Origin of the sequence: Tardiphaga sp. 215_C5_N2_1, assembly GCF_052076055.1 — a bacterium.
In the GTDB taxonomy this organism is placed as follows: domain Bacteria; phylum Pseudomonadota; class Alphaproteobacteria; order Rhizobiales; family Xanthobacteraceae; genus Tardiphaga; species Tardiphaga robiniae.
The window spans coordinates 1,638,092-1,660,382 of the sequence record NZ_CP197240.1; the positions used below are offsets into that span (position 1 = coordinate 1,638,092).

At 61.9% G+C, this 22,291-nt stretch carries 21 protein-coding genes; 11 read left to right on the forward strand and 10 right to left on the reverse strand.

All coding sequences use genetic code 11. The annotated features are described in order from the left end of the window. Positions 1-37: 37 nt before the first annotated feature. The 3 genes from AB7828_RS07720 to AB7828_RS07730 form a co-directional block, all read right to left on the reverse strand. A complete protein-coding gene (locus tag AB7828_RS07720) occupies positions 38-631 on the reverse strand; it encodes a hypothetical protein (RefSeq protein WP_246297406.1) in 594 nt (197 codons plus the stop codon). Between the two features lie 84 nt (positions 632-715). Beyond that, complete coding sequence (locus tag AB7828_RS07725) at positions 716-1,168, reverse strand: DNA polymerase III subunit chi (RefSeq protein ID WP_175366132.1); 453 nt, start codon at positions 1,166-1,168, stop codon at positions 716-718. A 9-nt stretch (positions 1,169-1,177) separates the two neighbouring features. After that, positions 1,178-2,680, reverse strand: a complete 1,503-nt coding sequence (locus AB7828_RS07730; protein WP_441229844.1) for a leucyl aminopeptidase — start codon at positions 2,678-2,680, stop codon at positions 1,178-1,180. Positions 2,681-3,184: 504 nt separating this feature from the next. On the opposite strand from AB7828_RS07730, the gene lptF reads away from it, so the two are divergent. From lptF to AB7828_RS07785, 11 genes are all read left to right on the forward strand, one after another. Beyond that, positions 3,185-4,354, forward strand: a complete 1,170-nt coding sequence (lptF, locus tag AB7828_RS07735; protein ID WP_068731073.1) for an LPS export ABC transporter permease LptF — start codon at positions 3,185-3,187, stop codon at positions 4,352-4,354. After that, the gene (gene lptG / locus AB7828_RS07740) at positions 4,351-5,448 is read left to right on the forward strand and encodes an LPS export ABC transporter permease LptG (RefSeq protein WP_231080480.1); all 1,098 of its coding nucleotides are present in this window, start codon (positions 4,351-4,353) and stop codon (positions 5,446-5,448) included. Before lptF ends, lptG begins: the two co-directional genes overlap by 4 nt. Positions 5,449-5,498: 50 nt before the next feature. Next, complete coding sequence (locus AB7828_RS07745; RefSeq protein ID WP_441229845.1) at positions 5,499-7,949, forward strand: LPS-assembly protein LptD; 2,451 nt, start codon at positions 5,499-5,501, stop codon at positions 7,947-7,949. Positions 7,950-8,043: 94 nt separating this feature from the next. Further along, positions 8,044-8,973, forward strand: a complete 930-nt coding sequence (locus AB7828_RS07750) for a SurA N-terminal domain-containing protein (RefSeq protein WP_414716906.1) — start codon at positions 8,044-8,046, stop codon at positions 8,971-8,973. A gap of 42 nt (positions 8,974-9,015) precedes the next feature. Beyond that, a complete protein-coding gene (gene pdxA / locus AB7828_RS07755; protein WP_231080478.1) occupies positions 9,016-10,020 on the forward strand; it encodes a 4-hydroxythreonine-4-phosphate dehydrogenase PdxA in 1,005 nt (334 codons plus the stop codon). Next, positions 10,017-10,889 carry a 16S rRNA (adenine(1518)-N(6)/adenine(1519)-N(6))-dimethyltransferase RsmA gene (gene rsmA, locus AB7828_RS07760; RefSeq protein WP_089263949.1) on the forward strand — a complete coding sequence of 291 codons (873 nt, stop codon included), beginning with the start codon at positions 10,017-10,019 and terminating at the stop codon, positions 10,887-10,889. Before pdxA ends, rsmA begins: the two co-directional genes overlap by 4 nt. 246 nt (positions 10,890-11,135) lie before the next feature. After that, a complete protein-coding gene (locus AB7828_RS07765; RefSeq protein ID WP_441229846.1) occupies positions 11,136-12,449 on the forward strand; it encodes an HdeD family acid-resistance protein in 1,314 nt (437 codons plus the stop codon). Positions 12,450-12,567: 118 nt separating this feature from the next. Continuing rightward, on the forward strand, positions 12,568-13,626 hold the full coding sequence (locus AB7828_RS07770; protein ID WP_441229847.1) for an alcohol dehydrogenase: 1,059 nt from the start codon (positions 12,568-12,570) through the stop codon (positions 13,624-13,626). 81 nt (positions 13,627-13,707) lie between these two features. Further along, a complete protein-coding gene (locus AB7828_RS07775; protein ID WP_441229848.1) occupies positions 13,708-15,087 on the forward strand; it encodes a caspase family protein in 1,380 nt (459 codons plus the stop codon). Between the two features lie 28 nt (positions 15,088-15,115). Next, positions 15,116-15,613, forward strand: coding sequence for a hypothetical protein (locus AB7828_RS07780; RefSeq protein ID WP_441229849.1), 498 nt, complete (start codon positions 15,116-15,118; stop codon positions 15,611-15,613). Positions 15,614-15,619: 6 nt separating this feature from the next. Beyond that, positions 15,620-16,117, forward strand: coding sequence for a hypothetical protein (locus AB7828_RS07785; RefSeq protein ID WP_441229850.1), 498 nt, complete (start codon positions 15,620-15,622; stop codon positions 16,115-16,117). 16 nt (positions 16,118-16,133) lie between these two features. Here the strand turns inward: AB7828_RS07785 and AB7828_RS07790 are convergent, their stop codons facing one another. The 7 genes from AB7828_RS07790 to AB7828_RS07820 form a co-directional block, all read right to left on the reverse strand. Continuing rightward, the gene (locus AB7828_RS07790) at positions 16,134-16,958 is read right to left on the reverse strand and encodes an ABC transporter permease (RefSeq protein WP_441229851.1); all 825 of its coding nucleotides are present in this window, start codon (positions 16,956-16,958) and stop codon (positions 16,134-16,136) included. 71 nt (positions 16,959-17,029) lie between these two features. Continuing rightward, positions 17,030-18,109, reverse strand: a complete 1,080-nt coding sequence (locus AB7828_RS07795) for an extracellular solute-binding protein (protein WP_089263944.1) — start codon at positions 18,107-18,109, stop codon at positions 17,030-17,032. 11 nt (positions 18,110-18,120) lie between these two features. Continuing rightward, the gene (locus tag AB7828_RS07800; RefSeq protein WP_089263943.1) at positions 18,121-19,161 is read right to left on the reverse strand and encodes an ABC transporter ATP-binding protein; all 1,041 of its coding nucleotides are present in this window, start codon (positions 19,159-19,161) and stop codon (positions 18,121-18,123) included. Continuing rightward, positions 19,158-19,946, reverse strand: a complete 789-nt coding sequence (locus AB7828_RS07805) for an ABC transporter permease (protein WP_089263942.1) — start codon at positions 19,944-19,946, stop codon at positions 19,158-19,160. The genes AB7828_RS07800 and AB7828_RS07805 overlap by 4 nt, the downstream gene beginning before the upstream one ends. 85 nt (positions 19,947-20,031) lie before the next feature. Beyond that, complete coding sequence (locus AB7828_RS07810) at positions 20,032-20,655, reverse strand: TIGR00725 family protein (RefSeq protein WP_231080469.1); 624 nt, start codon at positions 20,653-20,655, stop codon at positions 20,032-20,034. A gap of 4 nt (positions 20,656-20,659) precedes the next feature. Continuing rightward, positions 20,660-21,334: a guanylate kinase gene (gene gmk / locus AB7828_RS07815; RefSeq protein WP_093758293.1), complete on the reverse strand. Its 675-nt coding sequence runs from the start codon at positions 21,332-21,334 to the stop codon at positions 20,660-20,662. 2 nt (positions 21,335-21,336) lie between these two features. Beyond that, positions 21,337-22,224 (reverse strand): YicC/YloC family endoribonuclease, encoded by an 888-nt coding sequence (locus AB7828_RS07820; protein ID WP_439077393.1) that lies wholly within the window; start codon positions 22,222-22,224, stop codon positions 21,337-21,339. Between the last annotated feature and the right edge of the window lie 67 nt (positions 22,225-22,291).

Here is a 22,291-nt window from a genome sequence, read left to right on the forward strand (position 1 = left end):
CGCAGCCGTCGCTTACTTCGACATCATCACGAAAAGATCAGGTCGCGGCGCGCTTCTTCGCCTTCGGACGCGCGGTCTTCGGCTGCTCAACTTCCGGACCGCGTTCGACCACGGTCAGACGACCGGCGGTAAACGTATAGATGCCAGCGCGCGGACCGCGCAGATAGGTCAGCACGGCAACGCGATCGCCGCGCGGGCTGGTCGAGAGACTGACATTGTCGGGTGCGCCTGCACCACGCGCCACGTCGCATTCGGTATGGCCGAGCGCCACGACGCCAGTTTGAACCGGCGCACCTGCGGTACCATCGGCAAGCGCGTTGGCATCACGCGGCGCCATGCCCGGGCACGCACCGTCAGCGCTGATGAGATCCTGCGGACTGACGGCCTGCTCAGGCGACAGCGGCGGCGTCTCAATCGAAACATTCTTGATGAACACGCGACCTGGCTTGGAGAACCAGTCGGCATCCTTGGACAGCAGGTCCGTGGAGAATGCGTCACCGCCCACGCCGGCGCAGCCAGCAAGCAATGGCGCAGCAAGCAGCAGCACGAGCAGACCGTTTCGATGAAGCTTTTCTTGTCGCACGATTACGCAACCCCAAGACAGGCGATAAGCGCCTGTAACATCATTCATTTGCGGCACCACCATGACACAGCGGCAGATACCGGTGAGGAAATCTACAATTATCATTAATTGCAGCAGATCGCCAATCGGCAGCTAATTCTTGCGCTGCCACCGGCCACGTTCATCGGTCTGCCAGTAAGTGGCCGTAAAGCCCCTCGCCTTACAATCAGTCCAGGCTGCTCGCGCTGCAGCGAGCGCATCGGAATCGTCACCGTTAAATACCAGCACCATGCGCTCATAGCCGTCGGCATCCGCCGGCACTGCTGCGCTGTCCACAAGGAACCGGACCTGGGCACGATTGGGATTCCCCTCTTCGATCGCGAGAATGATCGGCTGATCCGCAGCGTCCGCCACACGCCAGGTGGCGTGCGGCAGAAATGAATCATCACGATAGGTCCACAAATGCGCATCGAGCGCATCGGCGCGTTCTTCTGACGTGGATTGCACGACGACACGCCAGCCGCGCTCGAGTGACTTCTCGAGCAGCGGCGGCAGCACGCTCTCCAGCGTCATGTTCTGCAGGTGATAGAACAGGACCTCGGTCATCGTGTCGGACTACTTCTTCGCCTCGTAATAGTCGGCCACAAGCCGATCCAGCAGCCGCACGCCGTAACCCGAGCCCCAGCTCTGATTGATCTCTGTCTTCGGCGCGCCCATGGCGGTGCCGGCGATATCGAGATGCGCCCACGGCGTATCGTCGACGAAACGCTGCAGGAACTGCGCCGCAGTGATCGAGCCGCCATTGCGCGTGCCGGTGTTCTTCATGTCGGCGAATTGCGAGTCGATCTGCTTGTCGTATTCCGGACCGAGCGGCATCCGCCAGACACGTTCGCCGGTGGTCTGTCCCACGGTGGACAGACGCTCTGCGAGTTCATCATTGTTGGAGAACATGCCAGCATATTCGGTACCGAGCGCGACCATGATCGCACCGGTAAGCGTCGCCAGATCGACCATGAATTTTGGCTTGAACTTCTTCGCCACATACCAGAGCACATCGGCCAGTACGAGGCGACCTTCAGCGTCGGTGTTGATGATTTCGATGGTCTGACCGGACATCGACGTCACGATGTCGCCCGGACGCTGCGCGTTGCCATCCGGCATGTTTTCGACGATGCCGATGGCGCCGACCACATTGACCTTGGCCTTGCGGCCCGCGAGTGCATGCATCAGGCCAACGACGCAGGCTGCGCCGCCCATATCGCCCTTCATGTCTTCCATGCTGCCGGCCGGCTTGATGGAGATGCCACCGGTATCAAAGGTGACGCCCTTGCCGACGAAGGCGACGGGCTGCTCGCCCTTCTTGCCACCGTTCCAGCGCATCACCACCATGCGGCCGGGACGCACAGATCCCTGGGACACACCGAGCAGCGCGCCCATGCCAAGCTTGGTCATCGCCTTGACGTCGAGCACTTCGACCGTGACGCCGAGCTTCTTTAACTCACCTGCGCGGCGCGCGAATTCGGCGGGAAACAGCACATTCGGCGGCTCATTCACGAGTTCGCGGGCCAGCACGACGCCGTTGACGATATGATTGCCCGGCACAAAGGCCCTCTTGGCTGCAGCGACGTCACCGACGGACAACGAAACCGCGACGCTGCCGGGCGTCTCGTCGGCATCCTTCTTCTTGGTTTTGTAACGATCGAATTTGTAGGCGCGCAGCAATACGCCGGAGGCGACCGATGCCGCCTGCTCCGGCGTCATTGCACCCGAAGCCAGCTCCGCGATGACGGTCACCGCCTCATTGTTGCCGCCGACCTTGCCGGCGAGCACGCCGCCAAATTTCAGCAGATCGGTCTCCTTCAGATCGGCCGGCTTGCCGGTGCCGATCACGATGAGACGGGACGCCTTGATGCCGTCTGGGGCCAGGATGTCGAGCGTCGACGCGCTCTTGCCCTTGAACTTGCTGGTTGTAGCCGCGCGCTTCACAGTTGCTGCGGCGTCCCCGAGAGCCTTGGTCGCAGCAGGACCGAATTTCAGCGCTTCGTCGCAGAACACCACAAGAGCACCGCGCGCAGCAGTGGCAAACGGGACGAAGCCGACCTTGACGGCGTCGGACATGGCAAATTCCTCCAGAAGATCAGGGCTGTCGCAGGGGTCGGCGCGGAATCCGGTCAGTGCGGCGGGGTTCAAGTGTTTTGTTGTCGTCGCGGCGTGAACCGTCAAGACAGGTTCTGACCGAAACCGCCAAGGATCGATAGTTTCTTGTGTTTCCCCCGAGGGAAACCAAACCGCCCGTAACCCACGATTCGGGCATTGCCTGTGTCCGAATGTGTCGACTCTGGCCTTAGGCGACGGTCTTGCCAACGAATAGGCCCCACCGACGGATACGCCTCCTCGTCGCCACGCGGGTTGCGAAGCATTTCAGTGGCCCAAGGGACACATCAGGCACATAATTAACCATATCTTGAGCGAGCCATCCCCCGGCCATTTTGTTGACCAATCAAAGGGATGCTAAGTGAGATGATGGGCTTGTGAGGATCGCGGCATGTCCTTTTGGGGGTCCCCTTGCGGGATTGGGCATGCGGGCGGCTTTAATGGCCGGAATGGGGATTGATCGGACCGATGGGGTCTATCGACAGGTATATTTTCCGCACGACGCTGGCGTCGTTTGCGGTGGTTCTGGTCAGCCTGACGGGTGTGATCTGGATCACGCAAGCGTTGCGCGGAATCGACCTGATGACGAGCCAGGGTCAGACCATTCTGACCTTCCTCGGCGTCACCAGCCTGGCGATTCCCGTTCTCGTTCTGATCATTGCTCCAATCGCCCTGATGATCGCGGTGTCCCACACCCTGACCAAGCTCGCGACCGACTCCGAAATCATCGTGATGAATGCCGCCGGCCTGTCGCCGCGACGGCTGTTTCGTCCCTTCCTGTTCGCGACAATGGTCGTATCGTTGCTCGTGGCTTTCATTGGCTCATATCTGGCACCGGATGGTATGCGCCGGCTGAAGCGCTGGGACGCCGAGATCACGGCCGATGTTCTGGCGAATATCCTGCAGCCAGGCCGCTTCGCACAGCTCGACCAGAACCTGACTATCCGCGTCCGGGAGCGTCAGCCCGGCGGATTACTGGTTGGCATCTTCGTGGATGATCGCCGCGACCCGAAGGAGCGCGTCACCATTATCGCGGACCATGGCACGGTGCTGAAGAACAAGGATGGCTCGTTCCTGATCCTGGAAGACGGCAATCTGCAGCGTTTCGAGACAGGCAAGACCGACCCCGCCATGGTAGCGTTCGGCCGCTACGCTTTCGATATGTCGAAGTTCTCCAATCGCAGCCAGGACGTCACCTACGGAATTCGTGAACGATATCTCTGGGAATTGATGGTGCCGCCCGTGGATGACCCGCTTTACAAGCAGGTGCCGCGGCAGTTCAGCGCCGAGATGCACGACCGCCTGATGGCGCCGATCTATCCGCTTGCCTTTGCCGCCTTGACCTTTGCATTCCTGGGCTCACCACGGACGACGCGGCAGAGCCGCAACTTCTCGATGGGCAGCGCAATTGCCGCGGTGTTCGGCCTGCGCATGGCGGGCTTTGCCTGTTCCGTCGTGGCAGCGAAATCGGACTTCGCCGCACCGCTTCAATATGCCCTGCTGGCGACAGCGATCGGCGTCAGCTTCTGGATCATCTCAGCCGGGATTGTCGTGGAGCCGCCGGCGAAGCTGGTGGAAGCAATCAACAGATCCAACGAGCGGTTGTTGCGCCTCTTCCGACGGCCGGCCGCCGCATGAGCATGATCACCAACACCATTGGCAGGTATTTCGCCGGTCGCTTCCTGGTGGCGGCCTTGGGCGTGTTCACCAGTATCTTCATGCTGTTGGTGCTGGTCGACTACATCGAGATGGTCAGGCGCACCTCCGGGTTGGCCTCGGCCTCCGCTCTGATGGTGGCGCAGACATCGCTGTACCGGGTACCCCAGTTGCTCGAGAAGATGATGCCGTTTTGCATCCTGATCGGCGCCATGACTTGTTATCTCGCGCTATCGCGGCGGCTCGAACTGGTGGTCGCCCGCGCCGCCGGCGTTTCGGCCTGGCAGTTTATTTCCCCTGCACTGGCCAGCGCCCTCGTCCTGGGCGTGCTGGCGACTGTGGGCTACAATCCCCTGTCGGCCAACCTGCGCGAGGAATCGAAGCGGATGGAGGCCCAGATGTTCGGCGATGCGCCGGGCGGCGGCGTCCAGGACGCCTCCGGCTTCTGGATCAACCAGGTCAACCGCGAGGGCCAATCCATCATCAATGCCGCCCGCAGCGAGCAGCAAGGCGTCCGCCTGACCGGCCTGACCGTGTTCCGGTTCGACACCGAATCCCAATTCAAGGAACGGATCGAAGCTCGCGAGGCATCGCTGGAGCCCGGCCGCTGGTTGTTCAAAGGGGTGCGACGCTACACCCTCGATTCGCCCGTGGTCGAGCAGGACAGCATGTACCTGGCCACGACCCTGACCCCGCTGCAGGTCAGAAACAGTTTTTCGACCCCCGAAACAGTGTCATTTTGGCAACTTCCTTCGTATATCAAATCCTCAGAGAGTTCGGGTTTCGCGACGGCGGGGTATCGCTTGCAGTATCATAAGCTTATCGCACAGCCGTTTTTGCTGGTTGCGATGGTGATGCTGGCTGCTTCCGTGAGCCTGAGGTTCTTTCGGATGGGCGGTGTCCAGAAGATGGTTTTGAGTGGCGTGGGCGCAGGCTTTCTGCTCTACGTCCTGTCGAAAGTTACGGAAGATTTGAGCAAGGCTGAGTTGATGCATCCGATTGCTGCGGCGTGGCTGCCTGTGTGTGTGGGCGGCCTCACCGGCTTTTTGGCCTTGTTGTACCAGGAGGACGGATAGTGGCTGTGTTTGCCGCCCTCCGTGAGCAGGCATTTGATTGGAAGCTGCGCATGACCACGCGCGGTGACCGGTTTTGCACGTCTGGCGTACTGGCCCCGGTGCTCGCAACCGTTTTGGGTCTCTCGACTGGCTTTGGCGTCGCGACGACAACGCCGGCGGCTGCCCAGAGTTTCACCTACAATCGCCCCGCCACCCGGCCTAAGCCGCCGCCTGCCGCCCAGACCGGGCAGATGCTGGTGCAGGCCACCGAGGTCAATTACGACTATAACAACTCGCGCGTCGCCGCAGTCGGCAGCGTGCAGATGTATTACAACGGTACGTCCGTCGAAGCCGACAAGGTCATCTACGACCAGAAGACCAAGCGCCTGCACGCCGAAGGCAATGTCCGCATGACGGACGCCGACGGCAAGATCACCTATGCCAACCTGCTCGATCTCAGCGACGACTACCGCGACGGTTTCGTGGATTCGCTGCGCGTCGATACCGCCGATGCGACGCGCATGGCCGCGACACGCGCCGAGCGCACCGCCGGCAACTACACCGTGTTCCAGAACGGTGTCTACACGGCCTGCGCCGCCTGTAAGGAAGATCCGAAGAAGCCGCCGCTGTGGCAGGTCAAGGGTGCCCGTGTCATCCACGACCAGACCGAAAAGATGATGTATTTCGAGGACGCCCGGATCGAGTTCTTCGGCGTGCCCCTCGCCTATATCCCGTATTTTTCGACGCCCGATCCGACGGTGAAGCGCAAGACCGGCTTCCTGATGCCGGGCTTCACGCAGAACACCAATACAGGCTTCGGCGTTGAAACCCCGTTCTATTGGGCAATCGCGCCTGATTACGATGCAACCATCTCGCCACGCTACACCAGCAAGCAGGGCCTGTTGATGCAAGGAGAGTTCCGGCAGCGCCTGATGGATGGCGCCTACCAGATCCGTGCCTATGGCATCAATCAGCAGGATCGCAGCGCCTTCGCCAACACGGTCGGCGACAAAGACTGGCGCGGCGGAGTCGAGTCCAAAGGCCAGTTCGCGCTGAACGACAAATGGGTCTGGGGCTGGGACGCGGTCGCACTCAGCGATTACAACTTCCTGCAGGACTACCGGCTGTCGATGTACCGGGATCCCTATGCCTCGTTTTTGAATCTGCAGACGGAAGCCGTTTCGCAACTCTATCTGACAGGCGTTGGCAAGCGCAGTTTCTTCGATGCTCGCACGATCTACTACCTGAGCTTCTCCGGCAGCCAGAGCCAGGTCCCGGTCATTCACCCGGTGATCGATTACAACAATGTGCTCAACCAGAACATTCTGGGCGGCGAGTTCAGTTACAAGTTCAACATGACCAGCCTGAGCCGTGATCAGGCTTCGTTCACTGCAATCAACAGTAAGATTGATCCACTGACCGGCTTGAGCCCTTGCAATATTCTCTCAGCGGATACGGCCTCACGGACGCCAACCAATTGCCTGATGAACGGCGTTCCTGGCACTTATACCCGTGTGACCGGTGAAGCACAGTGGCGTCGGTCCTACACGGACTCGTTCGGCCAGATCTTCACTCCGTTCGCGATCCTGCGCGTCGATGCGATCGACGCGTCGATCTCGAACCAGCCCGGCGTGTCCAACTTCCTGCCGACCGGCGACACGACCGCGTTGCGGGTAATGCCCACCGTCGGACTCGAATATCGCTATCCGTTCATCAACGTTCAGCCATGGGGTACAACCACCCTCGAGCCGATCGCGCAGGTTATCATTCGTCCGAACGAAACCTATGCCGGTAAGTTGCCGAATGAAGACGCGCAGAGCTTGAATTTCGACGCCAGCAACCTGTTCAGCGTCAACAAGTTCTCCGGCTACGACCGGGTCGAAGGCGGTGGCCGCGCCAATGTGGGCGTGCAGGCTACCACACAGTTCGACCGCGGCGGCTCCGTCAAAGTCCTGTTCGGGCAGTCGTATCAGCTGTTCGGTCTGAACTCGTTCGCCGTGGCCGACGTCATCAATACCGGCGTTGACTCGGGACTGGCCAAGGCACGGTCCGACTATGTCGCCAGCGTCGCCTATTCACCGAACCGCACCTACACCTTCAGCACCCGCGCTCGCATCGACGAGGCAACCGGCAACATCTCGCGCTTTGAGGCGGAGGGTCGCGCCAGCTTCGACCGCTGGTCGATCAGCATGCTCTACGGCAACTATGCGCCGCAGGTTGATCTCGGTTACCTCACTCGCCGCGAAGGCCTTCTCGGTACCGGTTCGATCAAACTGGCATCGAACTGGGTGGTCACCGGTGGTGCGCGCTGGGATCTCGAGGCCAACAAGATCAACCAGTACACGGTCGGTGCCGGCTATGTTGACGATTGTTTCGTGCTCGGCGTCAACTATGTCACGTCCTACAACTACGTGAGTAACCTGAGCACGCCGCCCGTTCTGAGCCATACATTCATGTTCCAGCTTGGCTTGCGAACAATTGGCAATACCACGTCTGCGAGCGGAACCGGCGGCACTTACTAGTATCGGTCCTTTGTGCCGTGAAATATCCGTTTTCCGTCGCGATGTATGCGAATTCTGCTTTCAAGAGAGCTTTGACACCGCGGTTTAGACAATGATGGGTACGATGATTTCCGGACGCGTTCTGCAAGCCACTTTGGCGACGGCAGTTACCCTTTTCATTTGCGCGGGATCGCCGGCTCGGGCCCAATCCGTCGCCGTTATGGTCAATGGCGAGCCCATCACCAATTTCGATATCGAGCAACGCACCAAGTTGAATGCACTGTCCGGCGCGAAGACGAACAGCCGCCAGGACGTGATCGAGGAGTTGATCAGCGAAAAGGTGAAGATCAAGGAAGGCAAGAAATACAGCGTCGATCCCGGTGCTTCGGAAGTCGACGGCGCATTTCAGAACATGAGCTCGCGCATGCGCCTCACGCCGGATCAGCTGGTGCAGTCACTGGCGTCCAAAGGCATCCGCCCGGACACGCTGAAAAGCCGATTGAAGGCCGACATGGTCTGGAACGCGATTGTCCGCGGGCGCTTCAAGCAGAGCCTGCAGGTCGGCGAAAAGGAAGTCGATGCAGCCGTCCAGAGCGCCGGCGGCGACGCGATGACCGAAGCGTTCGAATATCAGATGCGACCGGTTGTGCTGGTCGTGCCCCGCGGAGCGGCGTCCGGCATGATGGAAGCGCGGCACAAGGAAGCCGAAGGGCTACGCGAGCGTATCCAGAGCTGCGAAGACGCTAACCGTACCTTCAAGTCGATGCAGAATGCGACCATCCGCGATACGGTCGTCAAGACCTCTGCCGATCTGCCGCCGTCGCTGCGAGAACTGCTCGACAAGACCCCGATCGGACGTCTCACGCCTCCGGAAGTGACCCGCCAGGGTGTCGAAATGGTCGCCTTGTGCGCGCGCAAGCCAACCAAGGTCGATACACCGAAGAAGCGGGAAGTCCGCGATAAGATGTTTGCCGACAAATTCGAAGCGAAGTCGAAATCCTACCTGCAGGAAGTGCGCAAAGCGGCGATGATCGAATATCGGTAGTTTCCGATCCGGCTTAGGCCGCGACTGGCTTAGGGCGGCACCATGACCAAACCTCTTGCGCTGACATTGGGCGAACCGGCCGGCATCGGCCCGGACATTGCCATCGCTGCCTGGCTGCGTCGGCACGAACTCGACCTGCCCCCGTTCTATCTGCTTGGTGACCGAGACTTCATGGCGGAACGTGCCAAGACGCTCGGCCTCGACGTCAGGCTGGCCGATGTAACGCCCGCCGGTGCCGCTGAGACGTTTGCTGACGCGTTACCGGTGGTGTCGATCGGGCAGACGGTCACCGCGCCTCCCCGTCGTCCTGACGCGTCCAGCGCACCCGCAGCCATTGCCTCGATCCGTCAGGCGGTCGCGGACGTGGAAGCCGGCCATGCCGGCGCCGTCGTGACCAATCCGATCGCCAAGAGTGTGCTCTATCGCGCCGGTTTCACCCATCCAGGTCACACCGAATTTCTCGCCGAGCTTGCCGCCCGCGACGGAAAGGTCCCGCTGCCGGTGATGCTGTTGTGGTCGCCCGAACTGGCCGTGGTGCCGGTCACGATCCATGTCTCGCTGCGCGATGCTATTGCCCAACTGAGCGGCCCGCTGATCACTGCCACCGCACGCATCGTGGTCAACGACATGAAGACCCGTTTCGGCATCAAGCGGCCACGACTGGCAATTGCTGGCCTCAATCCGCATGCCGGAGAAGACGGTTCGATGGGAGATGAGGAGCAGGCGTTCATCATGCACGCGGTCACCGTATTGCAGAACGAAGGCATCGACGCACGCGGGCCTTTGCCCTCCGACACCATGTTCCATCCGGCAGCCCGCGCGACCTATGACTGCGCGATCTGCATGTATCACGACCAAGCCCTGATCCCGATCAAGACCATCGCTTTCGATGATGGCGTCAACGTCACGCTCGGCCTTCCCTTCATCCGGACCTCGCCGGACCACGGCACGGCCTTCGATATTGCCGGCACCGGACGCGCCAATCCGTCGAGCCTGATCGCCGCGCTCAAACTCGCAGCTCGCATGGCCGCGACGCAATCCGCATGAGCGGGATCGACGATCTGCCGCCACTGCGTGACGTCATCAAACGTTTCGATCTGCAGGCGCGCAAATCGCTCGGCCAGAATTTTCTGCTCGATCTCAATCTCACCGCACGCATCGCCCGCGCCGCCGGCCCGCTGGAAGATTGCACGGTCATCGAAGTCGGCCCCGGCCCCGGCGGCCTCACCCGTGCATTACTGGCGACGGGCGCCAGGCGCGTCATCGCCGTCGAGCGTGACGAGCGCGCGCTCGGCCCGCTCAAGGAAATCGCCGCGCACTATCCTGGTCGGCTCGAGATCGTCATCGGCGACGCCCAGACCTTCGATCCGCGCCCGATGCTATCGGGCGAGCGCGCCAAGATCGTCGCCAACCTGCCCTATAATATCGGTACGCAGCTCCTGATCGACTGGCTGTGCACCGAGCCGTGGCCGCCCTGGTACGACATGATGGTGCTGATGTTCCAGCGCGAGGTCGCCGAACGCATCGTTGCGGTCGAAGATGACGAGGCCTATGGTCGGCTCGGTGTGCTGTCGAACTGGCGCGCCGACACCAAAATCCTGTTCGACATCTCGCCGGCCGCCTTCACGCCGCCCCCGAAGGTGACGTCATCGGTCGTGCGCCTCGTTCCCCGCGCGGAGCCAGAGGCCTGCGAACGACGCCTGCTGGAACAGGTGGCGGCCGCAGCCTTCAACCAACGCCGCAAGATGCTGCGGCAGAGCCTGAAGTCCCTCGGCGTCGATCCGGAGCGGCTCGCCGCAGCTGCCGATGTCGATGTTACCCGGCGTGCCGAGACGGTTCCGGTGTCAGGTTTTGTCGCAATGGCACGCGAATTATCAGAGATCAGAAAGACAAAGAGCATCACGCCGGCGCCCTGATGTCGCGCGCAGGACTGCAGATTGCCGCGCACCTGAAGCAGGCGCAAACGAACGCCACGAACATTGGTAGTCCGTGCGTCAGTCCCTGCATCGCAACGCCGGCGAAGACCGGGCCGATCAGCGCGCCTGCGCCCCACATCAGTCCCATCGTAGCATAGATGCCGACCAGAGCCGGGCTCCTCGCATAAAAACATTAATCATCCGCTGGCTATATCTGGCCCTGGAAACTGGGATCATGGGCAACCGATGATACGTCTGCTGCTCCTCCTGCTGGGCGCGGAAGTGGTGCAACGGCGCTGGCGGTTGCTGCTTGCGATCGGCGTGCTGTGGGCCGCCTTGGGCCTCGCTATCGTGATCGACGCGTTCGATGGCAGCACGATCGTGCGACCGCACTATTTCGGCTACCTGCTGCTGCTAGAAGGCATTGTCAGCCTGTTGGCTGCGCTGCTTGCCGTCACGCGCCGGCCCTATCAATTCGCCAAGGCCGTTATCCTGATCGTACCGGCCGTTATTATCATCGCGCAGCCGCGTCATTCCAACCTGTTGATCGCGATGCTGCTGGGCGGCGTGCTGCTGCTCGACGGCAGCGCGCGCATCGTCAGTGCCTGGGTGGTGCGCTTCGAGAACTGGCGGATGGCAATCGGTGCTGGCGTGATCGAACTGATGCTGGCCGCCACCACGCTGGAACCATGGCCGACCTGGTACGAGGGCACGATCGGCTTTAACATCGGCGCGCTCCTGATCGTGTCGGGACTGAGCACGACGTTGCTGGCAAATCGCTTGCGGCGATTGCCACCGGATGCACCGATCTCGATGCTGGTGGGCGGCGCGTTTCCGACCGCATTGTGGGTGCCCGCCACGCCGGATGATGCCGGCAAGGACGATCTCGTCGTGCATGTCTGGACACCCGCAGGTCCGGGCCGCAGCGCGCGGCGCCGTCCGCTGATGGATCGCTACATTGCCGCCGTTGATGCCAATGGGATTGTTTCTACCGGCCATGCGGCACTTGAGCTGGCGCCCAATGTCTATGTCAGCCACTACCCCGCCGTCGAAATCGACCGGGCACCGGACGAGTTCGGCCGGGTGCTGCGTGCCGGCGTCGAGAACGACCTGCCCGGCCGTTTTCAGCCGAGCTATGCCGAGGAAGCAGAAGGATGGTGCGAGGCCACTGAACATATCCGTTTCACGCGCATCGACCGCGTTCGCGTCCGCCACTTCTGGCGCACATACCGCGTTGATACGACCTATAACCTCACCAGCCGCAACTGCTCGACCGCCGTGGCACACGCGCTCGATGCGGCACTCGAAGGTGTGCTTGGACGCACCGATCGGCCTTGGCGTGCATTTTTCCAGGCCGTGGCCACGCCCGAATTGTGGGTTGCAAGCGTATTGCGACGCCGCGCCGAAGCAATGGCATGGACGCCCGGCCTGATCCTCGACTATGCGCGGCTGCTGCAGGCGGTGGTCGAGCCCGAGCCAGAACAAATCTCCCCCGCATGGTCGCGCCTTAGAAGGCTCAGCATTCGTCGCGCAGCCCGGGCCCGCATGCGCGCGACATGAGTCTCTCAAGACGACCGCGACGTGGGCAAGAAGGTGCGAACCTGGCGCTCTTTCGCACCCTTGAACTCGCCCCCATCCTGTGATTGCTAGGATGCAACGAAGTCTAGGGAAAACAAAAATGGCTCTTATGAAACGCCAGTCTCTGGTGAAATTCGACGCTCCGCTCTGCGAAACAATCGTCGACACACCGAAGCCGCAAGGCAAGGAAGTACTCGTCCGCATCGAATGCTGCGGGCTGTGTCATTCCGACCTGCATATCCAGGACGGCTATGCAGATCTGGGCGGTGGCAAGAAGCTCGACACCACCCGCGGCATGACGCTTCCCTTTACGCTCGGCCACGAGATCGCTGGCATCGTCGATGAAGTCGGTCCTGATGGCGATCAATCGCTGATCGGCAAAAAGAAGGCCGTCTTCCCGTGGATCGGCTGCGGCAAGTGCCGCGATTGCCTTGCGGGCGATGAGAACCTCTGCGCCAAGAACCGCTTCCTCGGCGTGTCGCTCGACGGCGGTTTCGCGACGCATGTCCTCGTGCCGGACGAGAAGTATCTGCTCGATTACGATCCGCTGCCGATCAACATGGCGGCCACGCTGATGTGCTCAGGCATCACCGCCTATGGCGCGCTTAAGCGTCTCGTTGATCGGCCGCGACAGCGCAACCTGCTGCTGGTCGGTCTCGGCGGCGTCGGCATGGCGGGCCTCGCATTGGCGCAGGCGATGTTCAAGCAGCCGATCTCGGTGGCCGACCTCAACCCCGCCGCGCGCGAAGCCGCGCTCAATAACGGCGCCGCCTTCGCCTATGACCCTTCCGAGCCCGATGTCGCCAGGCGCATGGTGAAGGAAAATGATGGAGGCTTCGATGGCGTGGTCGACTTTGCCGGCAACGACAAATCCATGAACTTCGCGGTGGCCACCGTGGCGCGCGGCGGCAAGATCGTGGTGTCCGGCCTGATGGGCGGCGAATTCAGCCTGCCCATGGTGCAATGGATCTATAAGCGCATGACCATCGAGGGCTTCATGGTTGGCACGCTTGAGGAAGCCAAAGAGCTGATGGCGCTGGCCCGCGCAGGCAAGCTCAAGCCGACGCCGATGAAGGCGGAGCCGATGGGCGATGCGCAGAAGTGGATCGACGAATTGCGCGCCGGCAAGGTCGTCGGCCGGATCATGCTGACCAACTGAATTAGACTGCACTCAGGCTCCGGCCCGGATTGCGCTTCATGCGATCCGGGCTAGGATATGTCCCATTGCAGGATGGGATTCATGGACCATTTCGTCCAACCGGTCAGGTCGCTTGCGCGAATTGCCGCGCTGATGGCCCTGACTTTGCTGCTCTCGGTCAGCGCTGCATTGGCCGAGAAGCGCATCGCGCTTGTGGTCGGCAACTCCGGCTACCAGAACATCACCCGCCTCGATAACCCGAAGAACGACGCCAAGCTGATGGCGGAGACGCTGAGCGGTCTCGGCTTCACGTTGATCGGCGGCACTGCGCGATTGGACCTGGACAAAAGCGCACTTGATCTCGCCGTGCAGAATTTCGGCCGGCAGGTTCAGGGCGCTGACGTCGCCCTGTTCTACTACGCAGGCCACGGCGTGCAGGTCAGCGGTTCCAATTACCTCGTGCCGGTGAACGCCAATCCCACCCGCGAGGCGGATGTCGACTTCCAGATGGTCGATATCAATCTGGTGCTGCGGCAGATGCAGGGCTCCGGCACGCGCCTCAACATGGTCATCCTCGATGCCTGCCGGAACAATCCGTTCGGGTCGCGTGGCCTGCGCGCATCGGAAGGCGGCCTCGCCCAGATGCGCGCACCGGAAGGCACCCTGATCTCCTATGCGACCCAGCCCGGCAGCGTGGCGCAGGACGGCAGCGATGGTAACAGCCCCTATACCAAGGCATTGGCGAGTACCGTGCGTCAGGCCGGGCTTGATATTTTCCAGACCTTCAATCAGGTCGGCCTTGCCGTGAAGCGCGCCACCGGCGGCTCGCAACAGCCATGGGTATCGTCGTCGCCGATCGACGGCACGTTTTATTTCGTGGCACCAACCGCCACCGTGCCGCTCGTCGTGCCGCAGAAGCCCATGCAGGAAGCACGCCTGCCCGATGCGCCGCGGATCGACTTCGACAAATTGCCGATCACCGATCCAATCAAGCTTACGGAAATCAGCGACCGGCTTTATGAGCTGAATTTCGATCCCGAACCGCTGAACAGCAAGAATGGAATCGCGGTTGCGATCCGCGATTTCCAGGTCAAGGGCGGCATGCCACCAACGGGAGAGGCGACCGAGGGCCTGCTGCAGCGTTTGCGCAGCGCGAGCGACCAGAAACAATGGGGCTCGATCGTCTACGACATCAAGAACAAGAAATGGGGCATGTCGTGGGATCAACCGTCCCGCAAGTCAGCCGTGACCAAGGCACGCGCCCAATGCGGCACGGCTCCCTGCCCGCTCGAACTGTCGTTTTACGGAGCCAATTGCGGTGCATTCGCAGCTCTCGGCGGCAACTGGTCGCTTGTCGCGCGGCCCACGCTTGCACAGGCGCGCGATGCGGCCATCGATCAATGCACCAAAACAGGAAAATCATGTCCGATTGTCGGCGCCATCTGCGCCAACGCCACGATGGGGCCTGACGCGAAATTGTAAGTTCGATCTTTTTTGAAAGTTATTGAACATGATTTTTCGATCTGGACTTCTGATTGGTTTGGCCATTCTGATATTTTCGGGAGACGCAGCTCTGGCACAGGGCGCAACCGGTGGCAGCCTTGGCAACGACAGCAAGACGCTGTCGGGCTCCTCCCCCGAATCCCGATCAGCGGCGCCTGCCCAACGCGAAAGCTCCGAACGCCGCGCGCCGCGCCGTCAGACCGCGCCGCGCAACCGTGGCGAGGGCGCGGGAGGCGGCGGAAATTTCGACGGCGCCTGGTCGATATCGAGCGTAGGCACCTCCGGCTGTTCCGACACATTCACGGAAAGCTTCGTAGTGGCCAACGGAAGGATGATCGGCAAAGACGGCAGCGCCCCGGTCAGCGCCAACGGGACAGTGCGCGGAAGCGGAAACTACAGCGGCATCCGCGTCACCAGCCAGGGTCGCCTCTCCGGCCGTACCGGTTCGGGAGTTTTCCAGCGATCCGATGGATGCTCGGGCCGCTGGGTCGCAAGCAAGCAGTAACCGCCCATGACAATCCCGCAGATCATCATGAAATCCGTCATCCTCCCCTGTCTGCTCATCATCGCACTCGGCGGCAGCGACGCATGGAGTCAGGGCGCAACCGGCGGCAGCCTCGGCAATGACAACAAGACGCTGTCCGGCTCGTCTTCCGAGCCGCCTGCCGCCAAGCCAGCCCGCCCGCCGCGATCCGAGCAGCGTGCAGCTCCAGCCCGCCGCGGCGCTGGTGAGGGCGGCAGCGCCACCAGATTCGACGGCATGTGGCAGATCACTTTCACCGGTCAGTCGGCGGTGTGCGCGGGCAAAACCGCCAGCAGCACATTGACGATCTCCGGTGGGAGCGTCGGCGGGGGCGGGAACATCAGTCCAAGCGGCGTATTGCAAGGGGTCGGCAGCAGCGGCAGTGTGAGCGCGGTCATGACCGGCCGCCTGTCCGGCCGCAGTGGTGGCGGCTCGATGCAAATGTCGAATGGCTGCACCGGTCGCTGGATGGCCAGCAAGCAATGAGCTTCCGGCTGTCTCGCTACGACTTGCGCTGCGGCCGCATCGCCTCGCCGATCGCCACGACGACGGCGCAGATCGCGACCAGAACGATCGAGGCTGCGGATGCGGCCGGCAGATCGGTCCCCGTCTCCGAGATTTTGCTGTAGAGCACCAGCGGCAGGATATTCACCTGCGTGCCGGCGAGCGCCAGCGCGGTGCCATAGGCGCCGACGGCAACTGCGGCCGTCAGGCAATAGGCTGCGATGAGGCTCGGTAATATCTGCGGCAACATCACCTCGGTTAGCGTACGGAAACTCCCGGCGCCGAGGGAGCGCGAGGCAAGCATCTGGTTGCGATCGAAATTGCTGATCGCCGGCAGCACGATCAACACGACGCGCGGCACGAGATAGTAGGAATAGGCCAGCCCCAGACCCACCGGTGAAAAGATGAAGCCACCGATCACTGCGGGATCGAAGCCCAGTTTGGCGAGCAGCAGCGTCACGAAGCCGGCGCGGCCGAGCAGAAGAATGAAACCGTAAGCGACGATCAGCCCAGAGAATGTCAGCGGTAGCGAGATCGCGATCAAGGCTGCCGTACGGAGGCCTGGCGCGAACCGCGCCAACGCAAGTGCAACGCAGAAGCCGACAACGAGCGAGAACAGCGGTGCGACGGTGCCCAGCACCATCGTACCGCGCAGGCCGTTCCAGAACACGGGATCGCCCGCGAGACGACCGAACGCACTGCCGCCATCCGCAAAGGCGCCGACCAGCACCGCACAAACCGGGATCAGAAAGAACAGCCCCAGCACCACGCTGCCAGGCACGGCAAACGTAGCGAGCATGGATGTCGGAACGCGGGCGCTCATCGTGGTCCTTGTTGCCGCATGACGAGAGAGGCAATCCCCGCGCTGATGCGGGGATCGCCTGTTAATTCAGTTTACTGACCGAGGACGGCCTTGGCCCAACCGGCATCGATCTCGGCCTTCTTCGCGGTGGCCTTGGCGATATCCATCGCCTGCACCTGCGGCGCGGCCGGCATCTTGTCGGCAACGCTCGGCGGCAGGGCGACACCGGGCACGGCCGGACGCACATAACCTTCGGCGAAGATCTTCTGACCTTCATCGCTCATGATGAAGTTGAGCCAGAGCTTGCCGGCGTTCGGGTTCGGGCCGTTCTTCACCAGCGAGATCGCGTATGGCGCGGCGGCTGAAGCTTCCTTCGGAATGACGACAGACACGCCATCGCCGAGACCGTCGGTGAACTTGGCCTTCAAACCATCGTTCTCGTAGCCGATCCAGATCGGGATCTCGCCCTTCAGGAACTGCGCGTAAGGCGTGGTGCCGACCGTGCGCAGCACATTGCCGGCCTTGGTCAGCTTGCCCAGATAGTCGATACCCGGCGCGACATTGTCCATGCTGCCGCCATTGCCGAAAGCCGCGGCGAAAGCCACCACCTGGCCCTGCCCCGTCGAGCGCGGGTCCTGATACACAATGGCGTTCTTGTATTCCGGCTTCAAAAGATCCGCCCAGCTCTGCGGCACGGTCTTGACTAGCTTGGTGTTGACGAGAAACGCCACGCTCAGCGTGTGGATGGTGAACCAGCGGCCTTCGGCCTCGCGCAGCGGATCGGCGAGCTTGTCGAAATTCACCGGCTTGAAACCATCGACGACGCCAGCCTTTGCTGCGTCCAGAGCGGACGCTGCAAAGTAATAGGCCGTGTCGGCCTGCGGGCGATTGCGCGCCTTGTCGAGGGCGACGACGGTCGCGGCCGAACCGAGATCGTTATAGACCATCTCGACGCCGGGATAGCGCTTCTGGAAGGCCTTGAACTGGTTGGCCCAGTTGGCCCAGGTCGGCCCGGTATCGAACGACACGACGAGGCCTTCCTTGCGGGCGGCTTCGTACAGCGCCTTTTCACCGGCATAGAGTTCGGCGCCTTCGAAGGCCCATGCGGCCGGGCTGATGGCAATCGTGAGGGAAGCTGCGGCAACGCCGCTCAGAAACTTGCGTCGGTTCATGTCGATCTCCTTTATGAGGTCGGGGGAAGAAGGCGGATGGCATCGTGCGGGATCGTCACGCCGGTGATTGGCCCGCGCAGATGGGTTTCGAGACGGATGGCCCCGCCGGCGACGGCCATATCGATGCGCCTGACAGGGCCGAGGTAACGGTCGGCGGACATGGAGCCGGCGAAGCAACATGGATTGCTCGCATCGACGGGTCCTGTGATCGGCTCGACCCGTTCAGGACGCACGAACACAGTGACCTTCGCACCGATGCTCTTGCCCTGCGTGTCGCAGGCCAGCGCGCCAACCGGCGTTGTCACCATGCCGTCACCGGAAATGCTGCCGGGCCACAGGTTGGATTGACCGACAAAGGCCGCGACACTGGCATCGGCCGGTGTCTCGTATAATTCGCGCGGCGTGCCGATCTGCACGATGCGGCCGTCGCGCATCATCACGACCTTGTCGGCAATCGACAACGCCTCTTCCTGATCATGCGTCACCAGCAATGTCGCGATTCCTGCCTGCCGCTGCACACGCAGAATTTCGTCACGCATTTCCAGTCGCAACCCCGCATCGAGCGCCGACAGCGGCTCGTCGAGCAGCAGGCCTTGCGGCTCGAACACCAACGCACGCGCGAGCGCGACGCGCTGCTGCTGACCGCCCGACAATTCCGCTGGATAGTCTTCCGCGCGCTTGCCCATGCCGACACGTCCCAGCATCTCGATGGCCCGCGCGCGCCGTTCCTGCTTGGCGATACCGCGCACCTTCAGTGGATAGGCGATGTTTTCCCACAGCCGCATATGCGGGAACAACGCATAGTTCTGAAACACGACACCCAGACGACGCGCCTCGGGCAGTGACGCTCCGACATCCTTGCCATCGATCAGGATGCGCCCGGTGTCAGGCTTGAGGAATCCCGCCAGCAATTTCAAAATCGTCGACTTGCCCGACCCCGACGCGCCGATGATCGCCAGCAATTCGCCGCGGCCGATCTCCAGGGCAATGTCGAACACACCAGTGCTCGTGCCGGGATAGCTGTAGCTCACTTGATCGTATCGCAGCGTCACGCGCCTGCCCCCACTTTACGCCGGCCGGTGACCCGCGCCGTCAGCCCGCTGGTCAGCGATGCGATCATCGCAAGCCCAAGCAATACGACGGTGGCCGCGCAGGCAAAGCCCGTCGCGCCATAGAACGCCTGCAACAGCACCACAGGATAGGTGCGCGACAGAAAGCCAGAGACCAGATTGGATAATTGAAATTCACCGATCGACAGCGCTGCCACTGTCAGCATGCAGGACAGCAGGCTCGTATGCAGCTGCGGCAGTGTGACGTCCCACATACGTGCCGGAAACGATGCGCCGAGCGTTGCGGCTGCGTGCTCATATTCGGCGAGCCCGAGCTGATCCATATCGGCGACAAGAGCCGTCACCGTATAGGGCAGCGTCAATACGAGGTGCCCCGCCGCCAGCAGCCAAAAACTGCCGAGCCACGGCAATGCGTCCGACGAGAAGACGAGGATGAAGCCGAAAGCCAGAACCAGTTCGGGCACGGCAATCGGCATCAGCGTGACGATCCGCGCCGCGAGCCGCACACCACCCCGCGCGCCGGCATGAATGGCGTAAGCGAGCGGCAGGCCGATCAGGATGTTGAGAATGCAGGTGGTCGCGACGATCTTCAGGCTGGTGATGAAAGCGCGGCGAAAGCTGGGATCGCCGGCGACTTCCTGATACCAGCGCCAGGTGAAGCCTGACGGCAGCAGCGTCCCGCTCCAGACTTCTCCAAAAGAGCCGACGAACAACAACAGGACTGGCGCCGCGAGAAAAATCAGATAGGCGATCGCGACGAACGGCACGAGCCATGTCCCCTGTCAAATGTGATGCTGAAGTCTGCGCCTCAGTATAACGGCGGCATATCAGTTTTATGACAGAGCGGCAAAGTTATGCATTTGCGAGAAGGCGTGCTGCGATGCGAGCAATGACGCCATCGACATCAGCGACGCGCTCGACCGTATTCACCTCTGGCGCATCGGCCATCGCCAGCACCAGACGATTGAACTGTAGTCCCAGCGCCATCTCCGAGAGTGTCCCGACACCTCCGCCAATCGCGACCAGCACGAGACATGCGCGCGCGATAATGGCATTCCGTGCGGGGCCGATGCCCGTTGCGATGGGGATCGCAACATAGGGATTGGCTGCGTGCCATTCCTCGTCGGGCAGCAGACCAACAGGCATGCCGCCCTCCTGTGCATGGCCCTTGCACGCCGCTTCCATCACGCCGTTCTTGCCGCCGCACAGCAATTGCAGACCATGGCGGGCCAATGCTGCGCCCATCTGTTCAGCGAGATCGCGTTGCGCCTGCGTCGCGTCTCGCGGCCCGATGATGCCGATGGGCACACGGCGCAGCTTGCGCGTTGCTGCAAGCCGCAGCAGTGCTTCGGAAGCGGTCACCGCTTCGCCGCCCTGCGCGGCACTATCGTCGTGCCAATTCAACGCCAGCGGATCGAATACCCGTGCACCATCGCTGAGCTGCTGCGTGCGCTCATTCCAGAACAATGCCTGCATGGTATTAGCCTTCGAGTTCTTGCTGCAATCCGCGCACGAAAGATGTCAGGCCGGTGCGGCGTTCGCGCTTCAGGCGCTCGGCCTTGAGAATCGACTGCACCTCGCTATAGGCCTCTTCCACATTGTGGTTGATGACAATATAGTCGTATTCAGCCCAGTGGCTCATCTCGTGGCTGGCACGGCTCATGCGCCCGCGGATCACTTCGTCGGAATCCTGCGCGCGAGTATGCAGACGCTTTTCGAGATCAGCCGCCGAGGGCGGCAGGATGAAGACGCTGACGACGTCAGCCCGGGCTTTCTCACGCAGTTGCTGCGTACCCTGCCAGTCAATATCGAACAGCACGTCATTGCCGGCTGAGAGCGCGGCTTCCACCGGTGCACGTGGCGTGCCGTAGCGGTTGTCGAACACCGTGGCCCATTCGAGCAGTTCATTGCCCTTGGCCATTTTTTCGAAGCGCGGCTTGTCGACGAAGATGTAGTCCTTGCCGTCAACCTCTCCGGGCCGCATCGGGCGCGTCGTGGCCGAGACCGACAGTTGCAGCCCCGGCATCCGGTCGATCAGCAGCCGCGTCAGCGTCGTCTTGCCAGCACCGGATGGCGATGACAGCACGAACATCAGCCCGCGCCGTTCGACTCCGTCAAAGCCAGCTTCTTGAGAATTTCGGCTGCCCCCGGACATGGTCACTCCAGATTTTGTACCTGTTCACGGAATTGCTCGACCACGTTCTTCATTTCGAGGCCGGTGCTGGTCAATTCCAGATCGTTGGATTTCGAGCAGCAGGTGTTGACCTCGCGATTGAACTCCTGCGACAGGAAATCCAGCCGCCGCCCCACCGGACCGCCCTTCTTGATCATTTCGCGCGACTGCGAAATGTGCGACGCGATGCGGTCGAGTTCTTCGCGGATGTCGGCCTTGGTCGCCATCATCAACGCTTCCTGATTCAGCCGATCACTATCGAAACGATCCGACGCCTCGAGCAACGTCGCGATCTGTTCCGCGAGCCGTGCACGGATCGCTTCGGGCTTGCGGCCCGGCGCGGCCTCGGCCTTCTGCGACAATGCCTCGATCTCGTTCAGACGCTGGGACAGGATGTCACCAAGCGTCATGCCCTCACGCTTGCGCATGGCGACCAGCGCGGTGAGGGCCTCTTCGAATGCTGCGGCCACGGCAGCCTTCGCCGCCTTGTCCTCGGCCTCGTCAGCCTCGGGCTCGACCACTTCGATGACGCCCTTGATATTCATTAGACCATCGACGCTCGGCGCGACGGCGTCGATCTTGCTGGCCAATTCGGCGGCAATACGCAGCACCGAATTCAGCACCTCTTCGTTGATCCGCACGGTCGAAGCCGCATTGCTGCGCTTAACGGCGAGGTTCGCGTAAACCGTGCCGCGCGACAGCACTTCAGTGGCGCGCTTGCGGGCGACCGCCTCGACTTCGTCGAAACCCGGGGGCATCCGGAAGCGCAAATCGAAGCCCTTGGCGTTGACGGATTTCAGCTCCCACTCGAAGCTATAAGGCCCGCTGGTGCCGTGGCTTCGCGCAAAGCCGGTCATGCTCGACAACGCCATCGCGGAACGTCTCCAAAGAATACGAGTAAGATTCGCAAGGCGCGAACCGGCTCAGGTTAGGGCCTTT

Bases quoted from the DNA above. Each gene is read 5' to 3' on its own strand.
- AB7828_RS07720 (WP_246297406.1), bottom strand. From the start codon at position 631: ATGAATGATGTTACAGGCGCTTATCGCCTGTCTTGGGGTTGCGTAATC.
- AB7828_RS07725 (WP_175366132.1), bottom strand. From the start codon at position 1,168: ATGACCGAGGTCCTGTTCTATCACCTGCAGAACATGACGCTGGAGAGC.
- AB7828_RS07730 (WP_441229844.1), bottom strand. From the start codon at position 2,680: ATGTCCGACGCCGTCAAGGTCGGCTTCGTCCCGTTTGCCACTGCTGCG.
- lptF (WP_068731073.1), top strand. From the start codon at position 3,185: ATGGGGTCTATCGACAGGTATATTTTCCGCACGACGCTGGCGTCGTTT.
- lptG (WP_231080480.1), top strand. From the start codon at position 4,351: ATGAGCATGATCACCAACACCATTGGCAGGTATTTCGCCGGTCGCTTC.
- AB7828_RS07745 (WP_441229845.1), top strand. From the start codon at position 5,499: ATGACCACGCGCGGTGACCGGTTTTGCACGTCTGGCGTACTGGCCCCG.
- AB7828_RS07750 (WP_414716906.1), top strand. From the start codon at position 8,044: ATGGGTACGATGATTTCCGGACGCGTTCTGCAAGCCACTTTGGCGACG.
- pdxA (WP_231080478.1), top strand. From the start codon at position 9,016: ATGACCAAACCTCTTGCGCTGACATTGGGCGAACCGGCCGGCATCGGC.
- rsmA (WP_089263949.1), top strand. From the start codon at position 10,017: ATGAGCGGGATCGACGATCTGCCGCCACTGCGTGACGTCATCAAACGT.
- AB7828_RS07765 (WP_441229846.1), top strand. From the start codon at position 11,136: ATGATACGTCTGCTGCTCCTCCTGCTGGGCGCGGAAGTGGTGCAACGG.
- AB7828_RS07770 (WP_441229847.1), top strand. From the start codon at position 12,568: ATGGCTCTTATGAAACGCCAGTCTCTGGTGAAATTCGACGCTCCGCTC.
- AB7828_RS07775 (WP_441229848.1), top strand. From the start codon at position 13,708: ATGGACCATTTCGTCCAACCGGTCAGGTCGCTTGCGCGAATTGCCGCG.
- AB7828_RS07780 (WP_441229849.1), top strand. From the start codon at position 15,116: ATGATTTTTCGATCTGGACTTCTGATTGGTTTGGCCATTCTGATATTT.
- AB7828_RS07785 (WP_441229850.1), top strand. From the start codon at position 15,620: ATGACAATCCCGCAGATCATCATGAAATCCGTCATCCTCCCCTGTCTG.
- AB7828_RS07790 (WP_441229851.1), bottom strand. From the start codon at position 16,958: ATGAGCGCCCGCGTTCCGACATCCATGCTCGCTACGTTTGCCGTGCCT.
- AB7828_RS07795 (WP_089263944.1), bottom strand. From the start codon at position 18,109: ATGAACCGACGCAAGTTTCTGAGCGGCGTTGCCGCAGCTTCCCTCACG.
- AB7828_RS07810 (WP_231080469.1), bottom strand. From the start codon at position 20,655: ATGCAGGCATTGTTCTGGAATGAGCGCACGCAGCAGCTCAGCGATGGT.
- gmk (WP_093758293.1), bottom strand. From the start codon at position 21,334: ATGTCCGGGGGCAGCCGAAATTCTCAAGAAGCTGGCTTTGACGGAGTC.
- AB7828_RS07820 (WP_439077393.1), bottom strand. From the start codon at position 22,224: ATGGCGTTGTCGAGCATGACCGGCTTTGCGCGAAGCCACGGCACCAGC.